This window comes from Microbacterium sp. NPDC055599 (assembly GCF_053618975.1).
On the sequence record NZ_JBSHIM010000011.1, the window covers coordinates 126210 to 141512 of the forward strand.

Consider the following 15303-nt stretch of genomic DNA (forward strand, 5'->3'; position numbering starts at 1 on the left):
ATCAGTCGTCCCAGTCGTAGAAGCCGCGTCCGCTCTTGCGGCCGAGGTGGCCCTCGGCGACGAGACGGCGCAGCAGAGCGGGGGGTTCGAAGCGCGGGCCCAGGTGCGCGGCCAGGTACTCGGCGATGCCGAGCCGCACGTCGAGCCCCACGAGGTCGGTGAGCCGGAGCGGGCCCACCGGATGCTTGTAGCCGAGCGTCATGGCGGCGTCGATGTCGGCCGCCGAGGCGACGCCGTCCTCCAGCATCCGGATCGCCTCCAGGCCGAGCGCGACGCCCAGTCGTGAGGAGGCGAAGCCCGGCGCGTCGGCGACCACGATCGGCGTCTTGCCGAGGGCGTGCACCCAGCCGCGGGCCGCGTCGGTCAGGGCCGCGTCGGTCGCCGCGCCGCGCACGATCTCCACCAGGGTCGAGGCGGGCACCGGGTTGAAGAAGTGCAGGCCGAGGAAGCGCGCCGGGCGGTCGAGCACGGCGGCGAGCTCGTCGATCGCGATGGAGGAGGTGTTGGAGGCCAGGGCGGCGGCGGGGGAGAGCTGCGCCTCCACGCGGGTGAGCGCCTCGATCTTCAGGCTCAGGTCCTCCGGCACGGCCTCGACGACGAGGTCGCAGTCGGCGAAGAGGGCCGCGTCGGTGCCGGTCGCGAAGCGTGCCCGATACGACGCGACCGTGTCGGTGGCGGAGCCGCGGGCGATCGAGGCGTCGACGGAGCCGAGCACGCGCGCGGACGCCGCCTCCGCCGCCGCGTCATCGCGTTCCACCACGGTCACGTGGGAGCCCGCGAGCAGGAAGGCGTGCGCGATGCCGGCGCCCATGCGCCCGCCGCCGAGCACGCCGACGCGCGCCGGGGCGGTGGGCGGGGCCGTCGGGGCGGCCGCGGAGGGGGAGGGTGAGGTGGTCGTCATCGGTCTCTCCGCTCCAGGAAGGCGGTCATGCGGCGGAACTTCTCCGGGCTCTCGAAGAGCACGGACTGCTCGTCCAGGTCGACGGCGGGGTGCCGGTCGCGCGGGGCGCGCAGCACGCGCTTGGTCGCCATCGTGGCCGCGGGGTCGTTGCGGGCGATGCGGTCGGCCACGGCGTGGGCGGCGTCGAGCAGCTCGTCCGGCTCGTGCAGAGCGGAGACGATCCCGAGGCGCAGCGCCTCGTCGGCGAGCACCGTGCGACCGGTGAGCAGCAGCTCGGCGGCCCTGGCCTCACCCACGATCTCCTTCAGCCGCCACGATGCCCCGGCCGCGGCGATGATCCCGAGACCGGTCTCGGGGTTGCCGATGCGGAGCGCGGGCGTCGCGAGGCGGATGTCCGCGGCGTAGGCGAGCTCGGCCCCACCGCCCAGGGCGTAGCCGTCGATCGCGGCGATCACGGGCATCGGCAGCTCCGCGAGGCGCACGAACGCGTGGGCGTTGATGCCGCGCAGCGCGTCGGCGGCGCGGCGCTCCCGCAGCTGGGCGATGTCGGCACCCGCGGCGAACACGCCCTCGGCCCCGGTGAGGATCAGCGTCTTCGGCGTCTCCTCCAGCTCCGCGCACAGGGCGTGCAGCGCGTCGATCGTGGCCTGGTCGATCGCGTTGCGCTTGTGCGGACGATTCAGGGTCGCGATCACCCGGTCCTCGTGGCGCTCGACCAGCAGCGGCGTCGCGGGCGGGGTCTCGGCGGTCGGCGCCGCGGTCATCGCACGGCCTCCAGGATCGTGGCCGCCCCCTGCCCGACGCCGACGCACATCGTCGCCAGGCCGTACTGCGAGCCCTCACGCTCCATGCGGCCCATCAGCGTGACCAGCAGCCGCGAGCCCGAGGAGCCGAGGGGATGGCCCAGCGCGATGGCTCCGCCGTCGGCGTTCACCCGGTCCTCGTCGAGTCCGAGGCGGCGGATGCACGCGAGCGACTGCGATGCGAAGGCCTCGTTCAGCTCGATCGACCCCAGGTCGTCCAGCGACAGCCCCGAACGGTGCAGCGCCTTCTCGGTCGCGGGCACCGGCCCGAGCCCCATGACCTCGGGGGCGAGTCCGGCCGAGGTGCCCACCACGATGCGCGCGCGGGGCGTGAGGCCGTAGCGCTCCACGGCCGCGGCGCTCGCCACCAGCACCGCGGACGCGCCGTCGTTGAGGGCGCTGGAGTTGCCCGCGGTCACGACCTCGCCGCCCGCGACCACGGGGCGCAGCCGGGCCAGGACCTCGAGGGTCGTGTCGGGGCGGGGGCCCTCGTCGACGAGCACCTCGCCGTCGCGCACGGGCACGCCGACGATCTCGGGGGCGAAGCGGCCGGCGCTGATCGCGGCGGCGGCGCGCTGCTGCGACCGCACGGCGAACGCGTCGGCCTCCGCGCGCGTGATGCCGTCGACGCGGGCGACCTCTTCCGCGGTCTCCGGCATCGTGAACGTGGCCTTGTCGCGCGCGAGCAGTCGCGGGTTGGGGAAGCGCCAGCCGATCGAGGTGTCGAACGCGGCTCCGGGCTTGGCCCAGGCCTTCTCGGGCTTCGCCTGCACCCAGGGCGCGCGGGTCATCGACTCCACGCCGCCCGCCACGATGAGGTCGGCGTCGCCGGCGCGGATCGCCTGGGCGGCCATGGTCACGGCCGACATGCCGGAGGCGCAGAGCCGGTTGACGGTGATGCCGGGCACGGTGTCGGGGAGCCCCGCGAGCAGCACGGCCATCCGGGCGACGTTGCGGTTGTCCTCACCGGCCTGGTTCGCCGCGCCGAGGATGACCTCGTCGAGCTCCGCGGTCGCGGGGTCGAGCCCGGCGCGCCGCACGGCCTCGCCGACGACGAGGGCGGCCAGATCGTCGGGGCGGACCGTGGCGAGGGTGCCGCCGTAGCGCCCGACCGGCGTGCGCACGCCTCCGACGAGATAGGCCTCTGGCATGCGGATCTCCTGACATCGTCGTCCTGCGGGTGGTCCGGGGAGCGGCCGGCCGTGAATTACTGACCGATCGTAAGGTAATTATGGCACAGGCGCACGGCCGGCCGCGATCCCGGATCCCGCGCGTCAGACGGAGAGGTCCACGCCCTTCGTCTCCTTCACCAGCGACACCCCGATGAGCGAGATGACCGAGGCGATGGCGATGTAGAGGCCGATCGTCCACGCCGCGTGGAACTGGTTCAGCAGCGACTCCGCGATCATCGGCGCGAACGCCCCGCCGAGGATCGCGCCCAGCGCGTAGCCGATCGAGACGCCCGAGTAGCGCACGTTCGCCGGGAACATCTCGGCGTACAGCGCTGCCTGCGGGCCGTACGACAGCCCGAGGGCGAACGTCATCACGAACAGCGCCACGAAGTACCAGACGATGTTCGCGGTGTCGATCAGGAACCACATCGGGATCGCCCACACCGCCAGGGCGACGTACCCGATCTGGAAGGTGCGGATGCGCCCGAGGCGGTCGGAGAGGTGCCCGCCCCACAGCGTGAAGATCAGCCAGCCGAACGAGGCGAGCGTGGTCGCCAGGAGCACGGGCGGACGCTCCATCCCCAGCGCGGTGACCGCGTAGGTGGCGAAGAACGCGATGAGCAGGTAGCCGGCGGCGTTGTTCGCGATGAAGATGACGGCCGTCAGCACGACCTGCTTGGTGTTCGAGCGGAACAGCTGCCCGAGCGGGGCCGAGGCCTCCTTGCGGCGGCGGCGCAGGTCTTCGAACACGGGGCTCTCGTCGACCGCGCGGCGGATCACGTAACCGACCGCGATCAGCACGATCGACAGCAGGAACGGGATGCGCCAGCCCCACTCCAGGAACGCCTCGGGCGACATCGAGCTGGTCAGCGCCCACAGCGTGAACGTCGCCAGGATCATGCCGACCGGCACGCCGATCTGCGGGAAGGCGCCGAACAGGCCGCGCCGGCCCGTCGGCGCGTGCTCGACGGCCATCAGGGCGGCGCCACCCCACTCGCCGCCCGCGGAGAAGCCCTGCAGGATGCGGAGGAGGATGAGGAGGATTGGCGCGGCGACACCGATCGCCGCGTACGTCGGCAGCAGGCCGATCAGCGAGGTGGACAGGCCCATCATGACGAGCGTGAAGACGAGCATCTTCTTGCGGCCGAGCTTGTCGCCCAGGTGTCCGGCGACGATCGCGCCGAGCGGGCGGAACAGGAACGAGATGCCGATCGTGGCGAACGACAGCACCTGGGCGAGCCCCGGGCTGGACTCCGCGATCGGGGCGAGGAAGAGCGGCGCGAGCACGAGGCCGGCGGCCTGTGCGTAGATGAAGAAGTCGTACCACTCGATCGAGGTGCCCACGAGGGTGCCCGCGAGCACCCGGCGCTCTTCGGCGGGCATCCTTCCGGTGGACGAGGCGGCAGCGGTGGCTGAGGTCATGCGAACTCCGTTGTTCTGCGTCGGGTCGGGCGGCGCGGGGGGCGCCGTCGATTACTTACCGAATGATCGGTCAGTAATCGCCGAGCGTAGCGCATCGTCCGCCGCGCCACGAGAGCGCGCAGCAGGTTGCGGCCTCAGACCCTCCCGAACGCACGCAGCGGATGCTCGATCAGCTCCGTCACCCGGCGCAGGAACCCGGCCGCATAACCGCCGTCGCAGACCCGGTGATCGAACACGAGCGACAGCTGGGCGATCCGCCGCGGCACGATCGCTCCCTCCACGACCCACGGGCGTTCGATGATGCGACCGATGCCGAGGATCGCGACATCCGGATGGTTGATGATCGCCGCGGAGCCGTCGACCCCCAGGCCGCCGTAGTTGTTGAGCGTGAAGGTCGAGCCGCGCAGGCGCTCGGGCGGCATGGACCCGGAGCGGGCGGTCGCGGCCAGTTCGCGCAGCGCCGTGTCGAGCTGGGCCACCGTGAGCGCGTGCGCCCGCGGGACCACCGGCACCAGGAGGCCGCGCTCGGTGTCGGCCGCGACGCCCAGGTTCACGCCGTCGAACGAGATCAGCTCGCCGCCGTCCTCGCTCAGCCGCGACGCGAGGACCGGATAGTCCTCCAGCGCCAGCAGCACGAACCGCGCCAGCAGTGCCGTGATCGACGGCGGCCGCTCGCCCTCCGGGGCCATCTGCCCGCGGAGGTCCCACAGTTCCGTCGCATCCACGTCGACCCAGACCGTGGCCTCGGGGATCTCGGAGCGGCTGCGCGCGAGCTTCGCGCTCACGGCGCGCCGCAGCGGCGACAGGCGCTCGCGGGACCGCACGGGGAGGCCGTCGAGCTCGCCGGTGCCGGTCGTGGAGGTCGGGGCTGCGGTGTCGGAGGCTGAGGTGGCGCCTGCCGTCGTGCCGAGGGCCGCGGAGTCGGAGGCCGTGTGATGCGGCGCGGTGACGCCGTCGACCGCATGGTCCACGGCGGCGCGCAGGACGTCGGCCCGGGTGATGGCGCCGTCGGCTCCGCTCGGGGTGATGGTGTGCACGTCGAGCCCCAGGTCTCGCGCGAGGCGTCGCACGAGGGGCGAACGGACGGCCACGGGGCGGCGCGGCGCGGAGGGGGGAGCATCGACGGAGCCCGAGCCGCCCGCGGCCGCGCCGGTGGCGGGTGTGGGAGCACCGGGAGCGCCGGGAGCACCGGGCTGCGGTTCGGCAGGCGCGGCTGCGGGGCCGGTGGACCCGGCGGAGGCGCCGCGGGGAGCGGCCGCGCCGACGTGCGCGGGTCGGGCAGCGGGGCGGCGGCGCCGGCCCTTCGTGGTCGACGCCGAGGTGCCGTAGCCGATGAGCACGTTGCCGGAGCCGGCGCGCTCCTCCTGCCGGTACGCCTCCTGCTCGGTCGTCGCGGCGGGGTCGGCGTCTGGCGTGCCCGCGGCGTCGTGCGGCACGTGTCCGGGGTCGGCGACCTCCAGGACCGGGGCACCGACGTCGATCGTGTCGCCCGGGGTGCCGTGCAGCGCCGTGATCACACCAGCGAACGGCGACGGCAGCTCCACGACGCTCTTCGCGGTCTCGACCTCGGCGATCGCCTGATCGGTGACGATCGTGTCGCCCACCGCGACCAGCCACTGCACGAGCCCGGCCTCGGTGAGCCCCTCGCCGAGATCGGGCAGGCGGAACACGCGGACGGCGGTCTTCACGGGAGTGCTCATGCGTCCTCGTCCCAGTGCAGCATGTCGATCGCGTCGAGCACGCGGTCGACGTCGGGCAGATACCAGTGCTCGAACTTCGGCGGCGCGTACGGGGTGTCGAAGCCGGTCACGCGTCGCACGGGCGCGGCGAGGTACTCGAAGCACCGCTCGAACACGCGCGCCTGGATCTCCGAGGCGACGCTCACGTAGCCCGGGGCCTCGGCGATCACGACGGCCCGCCCGGTGGAGCGCACGGCGGCGGTCACGGTGTCGTCGTCGAAGGGCGACAGCGACCGCACGTCCACCACCTGCACGCTGCGCCCCTCCGCCGCCGCGACCTCGGCCGCCTCCAGGGCGAGCGGCACGGAGGCGCCGTAGGCCAGCAGGGTGACATCGGTGCCGTCCCTGGCGATGCGCGCGGAGCCGATCTCGGCCGTGACGGTGGTGTCGACCTCGCCCTTCGACCAGTAGAGCTTCTTCGGCTCCAGGAACACGACGGGGTCGGGCGAGGCGATCGCCGCGCGCAGCAGCGAGTACGCGTCTTGCGGGGTGGACGGGCTGACGACCGTGAGCCCCGGGGTGTGCGCGTAGTAGGCCTCGGACGAGTCGCAGTGGTGCTCGACCCCGCCGATGCCCCCGCCGAACGGGATGCGGATCACGAGGGGCATCCGGATGCCGCCGCGCGTGCGGTTGCCGAGCTTCGCGACGTGGCTGACGATCTGCTCGAACGCCGGCAGGGCGAACGCGTCGAACTGCATCTCGACCACGGGGCGCAGGCCGTTCATGGCCATGCCGACCGCTGTGCCGATGATGCCGGACTCCGCGAGCGGGGTGTCGAAGCAGCGGTCCTCGCCGAAGCGGGCCGTGAGGCCGTCGGTGATGCGGAACACGCCGCCCAGCGCACCGACGTCCTCGCCGAACACGACCACGTCGGCGTCGGAGGCCAGCGCGTCGGCGAGCGCGAGGTTGAGGGCGGCCGCCATCGTCATCGTGGCCGGTGCGGGGGCGGCGTCCGGTGCGTCGGTGCCGCCGGTGCCGGTGTTCGCGGTGTCGGTGTTCGCGGTGTCGGTGTTCGCGATGTCGGCGGGGGCCGTGTCGGCGGGGGCCGCGGGGCGGGTGTCGTGCTCGGCGATGCTCATCGCTGTCCTCCGTTCGTCGCGGCTGCGGCGTGGGCGAGCCCGTCTCGTTCGAGTTCGCCGTGCAGCAGCTGCCACTGTTCCTCGAGCTGAGGCGACCGGCTCGTGGTCACGAAGCGGAACAGGTCTTCCGGGTCGAGGTCGGCGTCGGTGTTGAGCGCCTCGCGCATCGCGGCGGCGATCTCCTCCGCCCCGGCGGCGAAGCGCTTCTCGGTGTCCTCGTCGAGCGCGCCAGCGGCGGTCAGGTGTGCGCGCAGTCGCAGCAGCGGGTCACGGGCGATCCACGCCTGCACCTCGTCGCGCTCGCGGTAGCGGGTGTCGTCATCGGCGTTCGTGTGCGCCTGCATGCGATACGTGTGCGCCTCGACGAGCGACGGCCCGCCGCCCGCCCGCGCGCGATCCACGGCCTCGGTCAGCACGGCCAGCACGGCCGCGACGTCGTTGCCGTCGACGCGCTGGCCCGGCATGCCGTAGCCGATCGCCTTGTGGGCGAGCGAGGGAGCGGCCGTCTGGCGCGACAGGGGCACCGAGATGGCGAACTCGTTGTTCTGCACGAAGAACACGACCGGCACGTGGAACACGGCGGCGAAGTTCATCGCCTCGTGGAAGTCGCCCTCGCTCGTCGCGCCGTCGCCGCACAGGGCCAGCACGACCGTGTCCTCCCCGCGGTGTTTCGCCGCCTGCGCGAACCCCACCGCGTGCAGCAGCTGCGTGGCCAGGGGAGTGGCCTGCGGTGCGACCCGGTGCGCGCGGACGTCGTACCCCGAGTGCCAGTCGCCCTTGAGGAGCACCAGAGCCTCGGCCGGAGCGACACCGCGGGCGATCACGGCGACCGAGTCGCGGTAGGTCGGGAACAGCCAGTCCCGGTCGCCGAGCACCATGGCCGCCGCGACCTGGCACGCCTCCTGCCCGTGCGAGGACGGGTACACGGCGAGGCGCCCCTGTCGCACGAGCGCGTTGGCCTGCTCGTTGATGCGGCGGCCCTCGACCAGACCCCGGTAGGCGGTGAGCAGCGTGTCCGCGTCAGGCAGCGCGTAGGCCTCGTCGTGGACGGTCGTGCCGTCCGCCGTGATCAGATTCACCGCGGTGTCCCGCGGCAGCAGGTCCGTGTGCAGCATCGTCCGCCTTCCTCGCCGAACTCGATGAGGACAGCATGCCCCGGTCGCGACAGTCATCCAATATCCCCGGTCAGATCGTGGACGATTGCACGATGGTTGCGGATCTGGCGTTCACAATGTCAGGATTCAGACCGGGATGAGAGGGGTGCCATGACGGCCCTGGATGACACGGATCGCGCGATCCTCGCCGAGCTCCGAAGGGACGCGCGGGCGTCGATGACCGCGATCGCCGAGGCCGTGCACATCTCCCGTGCCGGGGCGCACGCGCGCATCAAGAGGCTGACGGACGCGGGGGTCATCACCGGCTACACCGTGCGCACCGACCCCGTACTGCTGGGTCACCACGCGAGTGCCTACGTGACCCTCGCGATCGAGCAGGCCACGTGGCAGGACGTGCGGGCCCGGCTGCGGGCGATCCCCGAGATCGAGCACATCGCCCTGGTCGGCGGAGACTTCGACGTGCTCCTGCTCGTGCGGGCCAACGACGCCCGCGACCTCCGCCGCATCGTGCTCGAGGACATCCAGGCGATCCCCTCGATCCGGTCGACCCGCACGATCCTGATCTTCGAGGACGACGACCGCACCTGAGGCTCGAGCCACGGCGACGTGGTGCCCGGGTGAACGACGTGGAGACGGGGCGGGCGGTTGATCGTGCGCCCGTCGTGCGCTGCCGTCGAGGGCTGTCCGCGAGCCCGCGCTGGTACGGGATGTGTCGCTCGGGTGTTCCGGAATATCTCTCTGGCCTGGGGTTATCCGGCTCCGAATGTCGGTGGCCCCCGATGGAATCGTCCCATGGAGAGCACATCGGCAGCGGTTCTGGGCGACACGGTCGTCGCCCTCGATGCGGTGCTGCGATCCGGCACCCTGAGTGCTCTCGCCGCGGGGGACATGATGGAGCTGCTGCGGGTGGCGGGCGAGATCCAGCGACGGGTGGAGGCCGTGGTCGTGGAAGCGGTCGCGAACGTCGATCAGCGTCCTGCGGGGTCGGGGGAGCCGGCGTTCTGCGGGCGGTTCGGCTGCCGGTCGATGAACGAGCTCCTGCAACGCGTCCTCCGGGTGGACGCGGCGACCGCCGCACGGACACTGAAGGCCGCGCGGCTGGTGCGCCGCGAGGTCGACCTCTCCTCCGGGGAGTGGCTCCCGGCGCGGTGGCCGGCGCTGCGCGACGCCCTCGTCGAGGGGGCGATCGGCGTGACGGGGCTGCTGGCCGCGACCGGGCCGATCGAGCAGGGTGCGCTGCTGCCCGAGGTCGCGGGGCAGCTGCAGCGGATCTGGGACGCGTACCTGAACCCGAAGGTCGAGGGACCGCCGGTTCCCGGCGTCCACTTCGTGCCGTCCGCAGATCTCGATGACGCCTCCGCCGGCGACCTGCCGGTCTCTCCGGAGGACGACGCGCTCCCGTCCGGAGATGCCGGAGGGATGGTCGATGGGCGGACCCGCGCACAGAAGCAGCACGATGCGCTCGCGGCAGCGCTGGGGATCGCGGCCCGCCACGACGACATGCCGCGGTTGGGTGGCGGCGCCCCGACCCTGGTGGTCACGGTCGCCGCCGAGGACTTCGCCCGAGGACGAGGCTGGGCGCAGGTCGAGGGCGTCGGCACACCGGTCTCGACCCGGGTCGCCGTGCACACGGACTGCGGCGGCACGGTGCAGCGTGTCGTCTTCGGAGCGGGCGGAAGGATCATCGGGCTCGGGTCGAGCGAGCGGATCTTCACGACCGCGCAGCGCCGGGCGATCTGTGCGCGGGACCGCGAGTGCCTCATCCCCGGGTGCCACGTCCCCGCCGCCTGGTGCGAGATCCACCACGTCACGGAGCATGCCCGCGGGGGCGCGACCCACACCGACAACGGCGTCGCGCTGTGCTGGCACCATCACCGCACGCTCGACACCTCCGGCTGGCAGATCCGCATGCGAGACGGAGTGCCGCTCGTGCGGGGGCCGGCCTGGTGGGATCCCGCGCGACGATGGCGCACCCCACCGCCGAGGGGGCCGCGCCCCGGTGCGGAGCCGCCGCACGCCCGCCGCGCGCGCATCCTTCGCGCGGAGACATCTGCGGCGCGCTCCGCGACAAGTGTCGTCGGAGGGGCCGACCGACAATGAGAAGAAGACCGGCGTCCGCGCCGTGACCCGCCGAAGGAGAGACACCGATGTCCGATTCCGCCGTTCCCGTAGCCGTCGACTCGGGATCCACCGATTCCGCCGCGTCCGCAGCCGCCGCTCTGCTCGACCGCATCCAGGCGCCGGAGGGTGCCGGCCGGGAGATCCCGGACGCCGCGACCCGGGAGGTCATCGGCCGCGCCCCCGTCGCGACGGTCGCCGACCTCGACGATGCGATCGCCCGCGCCAAGGCAGCGCAGCCCGCATGGGAAGCCCTCGGACACGAGAAGCGCAGCGAACTCCTCCTGGCCGCGGCCGACGCGATCGACGCCAACGCGGAGGGCCTCGCCTATCTGCTGTCGCGCGAGCAGGGCAAGCCGCTCAACGGCCCGAACGCGCGCTTCGAGCTGGGGGCCTGCTCCGCGTGGCTGCGCACCAACGCCACCACCGTGCTCGAACCGCAGGTGCTGGTCGACGACGAGACCCTGCACGCCGAGCTCGTGTACAAGGCGGCGGGCGTCGTCGGCGCGATCGGCCCGTGGAACTGGCCCCTCATGATCACCATCTGGCAGATCGGGCCGTCGCTGCGCATGGGCAACACGGTCGTCGCGAAGCCCAGCGAGTACACCCCGCTGAGCGTCCTCGCGATGCTGGCCGTCATGAACGAGGTGCTGCCCGCGGATGTGCTCATCGGCATCTCCGGCGACCGCGAGGTCGGTGCGCGACTGGCCTCCCACCCCGACATCGACAAGATCATGTTCACCGGCTCCACCGCGACCGGCCGCCGCATCATCGAGAGCTCCGCCGGCAACCTCGCCCGCCTCACCCTCGAGCTGGGCGGCAACGACGCCGGCATCGTGCTCCCCGGCACCGACGCCGCCGCGATCGCCGAAGACCTGTTCTGGGGCGCCTTCATCAACACCGGCCAGACCTGCGCCGCCATGAAGCGCCTCTACGTGCACGACTCGATCTACGACGACGTGGTGAACGCACTCGCCGCGATCGCCGAGCAGGTGCCCATGGGCAACGGTCTCGACGAGGGCAACGTGCTCGGGCCGCTGCAGAACCGCCCGCAGTTCGACATCGTCAGCCGGCTCGTGGAAGACGCGAAGAGCCGCGGCGCCCGGATCGTCACCGGCGGAGAGCCCGCATCCGACCTCGGCGAGCTGTTCTACCGCCCGACGATCGTGGCTGACATCGACAACGACGCCGCGCTCGTGCAGGAAGAGCAGTTCGGCCCGGCGCTGCCCGTCATCCGCTACAGCGACGTGGACGAGGCGTTCGAGCTCGCCAACGCGCTCGACGTCGGCCTCGGCGCGTCCGTGTGGTCGAGCGACCCCGAGGCCGCCCGCGAGGCCGCGTCGCGCATGCAGTCCGGCACCGTGTGGATCAACTCGCACGGCGGCCTGCACCCGATGGTGCCGTTCGGCGGCGTCAAGAGCTCCGGCTACGGTCTGGAGTTCGGCGTCGAGGGCCTCAAGTCGGTCGCGGTCACCCAGGTCGTGTCCGGCCCCGGGCGCAAGGCCTGACCGTGGCAGCCGAGAACCCGGGCGTGACCGAGGGCCCGGGCGCGGCAGTGAACCCGGGCGTGACCGAGGACCCGGGCGCGGCAGTGAACCCGGGCGTGACCGAGGACCCGGGCGTGACCGAGGACCCGGGCGTGACCGTGAACCCGGGCGCGGCCGTGAACCCGGAGTCGGAGCAGCCCGCGATCCGGTCCGCGATCGTCGTGGGCGCCGGCACGTCGGGCGCGATCGTCGCGCGGCGCCTCAGCGATGCGGGCGTGGCGGTCACGCTGATCGAGGCGGGCGGCTACGACACCAACCCGGCCATCCACGACCCGTCCCGTGCGGGGGAGCTGTGGCACTCGGCCGAGGACTGGGACTTCTTCACGGTGCCGCAGCCTCATGCGGGAGGGCGTCGACTGCACCTTCCCCGCGGCAAGGTCACGGGCGGGTCGCACGCGCTCAACGCGATGATCTGGGTGCGCGGCGCCGCGTCCGACTACGACCGCTGGGACCGCGAGGGCGCCACGGGCTGGAGCTGGGCCGACGTGGAGCCGGTGTTCGCCGCGATCGAGAACGACCTGCTCCCGGTCACCGACGACTATCCGCTCTCGCCGATCCAGGCGTCGATCATCGAGGCGGCCGTGCAGGAGGGCCTGCCGCACAACCCGAACTACAACGGCGGTGTGCTCGACGGGGTCTCGCAGGAGCAGGTGACGATGCGCGACGGGCGCCGCGTGAACACGTGGACCGCGTACGCGCAGCCGATCGCCGAGCAGCTCACCATCCTCACCGGCCGCGAGGTGCACTCCGTGATCGTGCACGACGGCCGCGCGGTCGGCGTGCGGCTGGGCGAGGGGGAGGAGACGGAGGAGGTGCGCGCCGACGAGGTGATCCTCGCGGCAGGCGCGATCGGCACGCCGGTGATCCTGCTGCGCTCCGGCATCGGCCCGGCCGACGAGCTCGACGCACTCGGCATCCCCGTGGTGCTCGACGCGCCCGGCGTGGGCAGGAACCTGCACGACCACCTGCTGTCGCCCGTGATCTTCGCCACCGGGAAGAAGCCCGTCGGCCCGCCGCAGCCCGGTGTCTCCGTGACCCAGAGCCACCTGTTCTGGCGGAGCCGCGAGGGCCTGCCAGAACCCGACACCCAGCCCATCCACTTCTCCGTGCCGATGTGGGGCGAGCTGGAGCCGCGCGGCAGCGACGGCTTCACCCTCATGGCCGGTCTCGTCACGCCGTACAGCCGGGGGTCGCTCCGGCTCACCGGGCCGCGGCTCGCCGACCCGCCCGCGATCGACCTCGCGGCCCTCGAAGACCAGCGCGACGCCGACGCCCTCGCCGCCTCCGTGCGCCAGTGCCGCCGCATCGGCACCCGGCCGGCGCTCGCCGAGGAGTGGGGCGCGACCGAGGTCTACCCGGGGCCGGACGTGCCCGACGACGCGGTCGAGGACTGGGTGCGCCGCACCGCCATCACCTACCACCACCAGGTCGGCACGTGCCGCATGGGCTCCGACGCCGAGGCCGTGGTGGATCCGCAGCTGCGGGTGCGCGGCATCGACGGCCTCCGCGTCGTCGACGCCTCGGTCATGCCCACGGTCCCCACCGGCAACACGAACGCACCGGCCGCCATGATCGGGGAGCGCGGCGCGCGCTTCGTCCTGGCGGGCTGACGGGGGAGGGTCCGGTGCGATCAGCGGGAGGGCGGGGCGGCCGGGCGGCGCAGCATCGACAGCAGTGCGTCGAGCGCGTCGTTCAGCCGTCCGTCCCCCGCGGAGTCCGGCATCAGCACCGAGATCATCTGCCAGCCGGCGTTGCGGGACGCGATCTCGTTGACCGCCGTCTCGATGTCGACGTGGTCGGCCAGCTCGCCGTCGTCGCGCGCCTCGATCAGGCACTGGCGGAACAGGTCGCGCCAGTGCAGGTTGTTCACGCGGTGGATGCGCGTGACCTCCTCGTCCTGCGAGGCGTGGTCCCAGAAAGCGATCACGACCTTCGCGTACAGCGGGCCGTTCGGGCTGTAGGGCAGGATCTCGCGGCACATGCGCTCCAGGGCCTCCAGCCCCCGCACGCCCTCGATGCGCGCGTGGATGCGGTCGTTCGCGAGCGTGTAGAGCCGGAGGAACGCGGCGGTGAGCACGCTGCGCTTGTCGGGGAAGTACCGGGCGATCGCGCCGTGCGCGTACCCCGCCTCCGTCGCGATCTCCCGCATGGTGAGCTTGTCGAATCCCACCCGGATGATGACCTGCGTGGCGGCGTCGGCGATGTGGTCGCGGCGCTCGTCGTGGTCGACGATCTTCGGCATCGATATCCCCCTCTGCATCAACCCTCATCTGCATGACCTTTTTCGTCACCATTCGGTGACTAATGTAACCCGATCGTAACCGCAGCCCTGCAAGGCACGAGTACGATCTTTAAAATCACCAGCCGGTGACTAACTCGAAGAGGAGTTCTCCATGAACATGAATCGACTCGCACGACGGGCGGCCGGAGTGGTCGCCGCGGCGGGAGTGCTCGCGCTGGCCGCGTGCACGTCGTCCCCGGCCGACTCCGGCTCCGGCTCGGGCGCGGGCGGCGAGCTGACCACCCTCAAGGTCGCCACCATCGGACTCGTCTCCGACGGGGCGCTGCTGCTCGGACAGGAGCAGGGCTTCTTCGAGGACGAGGGCCTGGCGATCGAGACGTCGGTGGTCGCCAACCCGCCCGCGGGCCTCGCCGCCGCGCAGAGCGGCCAGGTCGACATCGCCTACGCCCCCAGCATCCCGCTGCTCAACGCGCTCGCGAGCGGGGTGCCGCTCAAGGTCGTGGCTCCCGCCGACGGCTACGTCGACGGCGCGGCCGACGCCGAGGACCCGGCCGAGGTCGACGACACCGGCCTCTACGCCTCCGCGGCGAGCGGCATCACCGACGTCGCCGACCTGGAGGGCGCGACCATCGCCATCCCCGCCCGCAAGGCGCAGCTGGAGGTCGTGATCACCGATGCCCTCGACCGCGCCGGCGTCGATCCCTCCTCGGTCGAGTGGGTCGTGCTCGACTTCACCTCCGCGGTCGCGGCGCTCAAGAGCGGCACCGTCGACGCGGCGGGCCTCGTGAGCCCGTTCACCGGCGAGGCCGCTGCGGCCGGGGCGACGTTCGTCTCCGCCCCGTCGGTCGGCTTCTTCGAGGAGGGTGCCGTCGGACTGTGGACCACGGGGGAGAGCACCCTCTCGGGCAAGGCCGATGCGATCGCCGCGTTCCAGCGGGCCATCGCCAAGAGCAACGCCTACGCGAACGAGCATCCGGAGGACGCGATCCAAGCCGGCATCGACGCCACCGGCTCGACGCTCACGGTCGACGAGGTCAAGCTCCCGTTCTGGCCCGCCGAGGTCGCCCCGATCGACCTCGAGCGCGTGAACGAGAAGCTCGGGAAGCTCGGCTTCCTGCCGTCCCCGGTCGACCTCGAGGGCGTCGTCGTCGCCGCGGAGTGAGCA

The 15303-nt window shown here is 72.5% G+C and carries 13 protein-coding genes; 5 read left to right on the forward strand and 8 right to left on the reverse strand.

What is annotated here, in order from left to right:
• Position 1: 1 nt before the first annotated feature.
• The 7 genes from ACWGQ1_RS12465 to pdhA all read right to left on the reverse strand — a co-directional run bounded on the left by ACWGQ1_RS12465 (position 2) and on the right by pdhA (position 8231).
• The gene (locus ACWGQ1_RS12465) at positions 2–901 is read right to left on the reverse strand and encodes a 3-hydroxyacyl-CoA dehydrogenase NAD-binding domain-containing protein (RefSeq protein ID WP_452313058.1); all 900 of its coding nucleotides are present in this window, start codon (positions 899–901) and stop codon (positions 2–4) included.
• A complete protein-coding gene (locus tag ACWGQ1_RS12470; RefSeq protein WP_452313059.1) occupies positions 898–1665 on the reverse strand; it encodes an enoyl-CoA hydratase-related protein in 768 nt (255 codons plus the stop codon). The genes ACWGQ1_RS12465 and ACWGQ1_RS12470 overlap by 4 nt, the downstream gene beginning before the upstream one ends.
• Positions 1662–2855, reverse strand: coding sequence for a thiolase family protein (locus tag ACWGQ1_RS12475; protein ID WP_136045811.1), 1194 nt, complete (start codon positions 2853–2855; stop codon positions 1662–1664). Before ACWGQ1_RS12475 ends, ACWGQ1_RS12470 begins: the two co-directional genes overlap by 4 nt.
• 123 nt (positions 2856–2978) lie before the next feature.
• On the reverse strand, positions 2979–4298 hold the full coding sequence (locus tag ACWGQ1_RS12480) for an MFS transporter (protein WP_206251595.1): 1320 nt from the start codon (positions 4296–4298) through the stop codon (positions 2979–2981).
• Between the two features lie 134 nt (positions 4299–4432).
• Entirely contained in the window at positions 4433–5998 is a 1566-nt protein-coding gene (locus tag ACWGQ1_RS12485; protein WP_452313060.1) for a 2-oxo acid dehydrogenase subunit E2, read from the reverse strand.
• The gene (locus ACWGQ1_RS12490) at positions 5995–7116 is read right to left on the reverse strand and encodes a transketolase C-terminal domain-containing protein (protein ID WP_452313061.1); all 1122 of its coding nucleotides are present in this window, start codon (positions 7114–7116) and stop codon (positions 5995–5997) included. The genes ACWGQ1_RS12485 and ACWGQ1_RS12490 overlap by 4 nt, the downstream gene beginning before the upstream one ends.
• A complete protein-coding gene (gene pdhA, locus ACWGQ1_RS12495; protein WP_136029125.1) occupies positions 7113–8231 on the reverse strand; it encodes a pyruvate dehydrogenase (acetyl-transferring) E1 component subunit alpha in 1119 nt (372 codons plus the stop codon). The genes ACWGQ1_RS12490 and pdhA overlap by 4 nt, the downstream gene beginning before the upstream one ends.
• 150 nt (positions 8232–8381) lie before the next feature.
• Here pdhA and ACWGQ1_RS12500 point away from each other — a divergent pair, with 150 nt between their 5' ends.
• From ACWGQ1_RS12500 to ACWGQ1_RS12515, 4 genes are all read left to right on the forward strand, one after another.
• Positions 8382–8819 (forward strand): Lrp/AsnC family transcriptional regulator, encoded by a 438-nt coding sequence (locus ACWGQ1_RS12500; RefSeq protein WP_205812604.1) that lies wholly within the window; start codon positions 8382–8384, stop codon positions 8817–8819.
• A 204-nt stretch (positions 8820–9023) separates the two neighbouring features.
• Entirely contained in the window at positions 9024–10331 is a 1308-nt protein-coding gene (locus ACWGQ1_RS12505; RefSeq protein ID WP_136035331.1) for an HNH endonuclease signature motif containing protein, read from the forward strand.
• A 47-nt stretch (positions 10332–10378) separates the two neighbouring features.
• Positions 10379–11857 (forward strand): aldehyde dehydrogenase family protein, encoded by a 1479-nt coding sequence (locus ACWGQ1_RS12510; protein WP_206251592.1) that lies wholly within the window; start codon positions 10379–10381, stop codon positions 11855–11857.
• Between the two features lie 182 nt (positions 11858–12039).
• A complete protein-coding gene (locus ACWGQ1_RS12515) occupies positions 12040–13506 on the forward strand; it encodes a GMC family oxidoreductase (protein WP_136035332.1) in 1467 nt (488 codons plus the stop codon).
• Positions 13507–13526: 20 nt separating this feature from the next.
• On the opposite strand, the gene ACWGQ1_RS12520 is transcribed toward ACWGQ1_RS12515, so the two are convergent.
• Positions 13527–14138: a TetR/AcrR family transcriptional regulator gene (locus ACWGQ1_RS12520; protein ID WP_136035330.1), complete on the reverse strand. Its 612-nt coding sequence runs from the start codon at positions 14136–14138 to the stop codon at positions 13527–13529.
• 151 nt (positions 14139–14289) lie between these two features.
• On the opposite strand from ACWGQ1_RS12520, the gene ACWGQ1_RS12525 reads away from it, so the two are divergent.
• Entirely contained in the window at positions 14290–15300 is a 1011-nt protein-coding gene (locus ACWGQ1_RS12525) for an ABC transporter substrate-binding protein (protein WP_136035329.1), read from the forward strand.
• The last annotated feature ends 3 nt before the right edge of the window (positions 15301–15303 follow it).

Bases quoted from the DNA above. Each gene is read 5' to 3' on its own strand.
- ACWGQ1_RS12510 (WP_206251592.1), top strand. From the start codon at position 10,379: ATGTCCGATTCCGCCGTTCCCGTAGCCGTCGACTCGGGATCCACCGAT.
- ACWGQ1_RS12475 (WP_136045811.1), bottom strand. From the start codon at position 2,855: ATGCCAGAGGCCTATCTCGTCGGAGGCGTGCGCACGCCGGTCGGGCGC.
- ACWGQ1_RS12470 (WP_452313059.1), bottom strand. From the start codon at position 1,665: ATGACCGCGGCGCCGACCGCCGAGACCCCGCCCGCGACGCCGCTGCTG.
- ACWGQ1_RS12500 (WP_205812604.1), top strand. From the start codon at position 8,382: ATGACGGCCCTGGATGACACGGATCGCGCGATCCTCGCCGAGCTCCGA.
- ACWGQ1_RS12485 (WP_452313060.1), bottom strand. From the start codon at position 5,998: ATGAGCACTCCCGTGAAGACCGCCGTCCGCGTGTTCCGCCTGCCCGAT.
- ACWGQ1_RS12505 (WP_136035331.1), top strand. From the start codon at position 9,024: ATGGAGAGCACATCGGCAGCGGTTCTGGGCGACACGGTCGTCGCCCTC.
- ACWGQ1_RS12465 (WP_452313058.1), bottom strand. From the start codon at position 901: ATGACGACCACCTCACCCTCCCCCTCCGCGGCCGCCCCGACGGCCCCG.
- ACWGQ1_RS12490 (WP_452313061.1), bottom strand. From the start codon at position 7,116: ATGAGCATCGCCGAGCACGACACCCGCCCCGCGGCCCCCGCCGACACG.
- ACWGQ1_RS12520 (WP_136035330.1), bottom strand. From the start codon at position 14,138: ATGCCGAAGATCGTCGACCACGACGAGCGCCGCGACCACATCGCCGAC.
- ACWGQ1_RS12480 (WP_206251595.1), bottom strand. From the start codon at position 4,298: ATGACCTCAGCCACCGCTGCCGCCTCGTCCACCGGAAGGATGCCCGCC.
- ACWGQ1_RS12525 (WP_136035329.1), top strand. From the start codon at position 14,290: ATGAACATGAATCGACTCGCACGACGGGCGGCCGGAGTGGTCGCCGCG.
- pdhA (WP_136029125.1), bottom strand. From the start codon at position 8,231: ATGCTGCACACGGACCTGCTGCCGCGGGACACCGCGGTGAATCTGATC.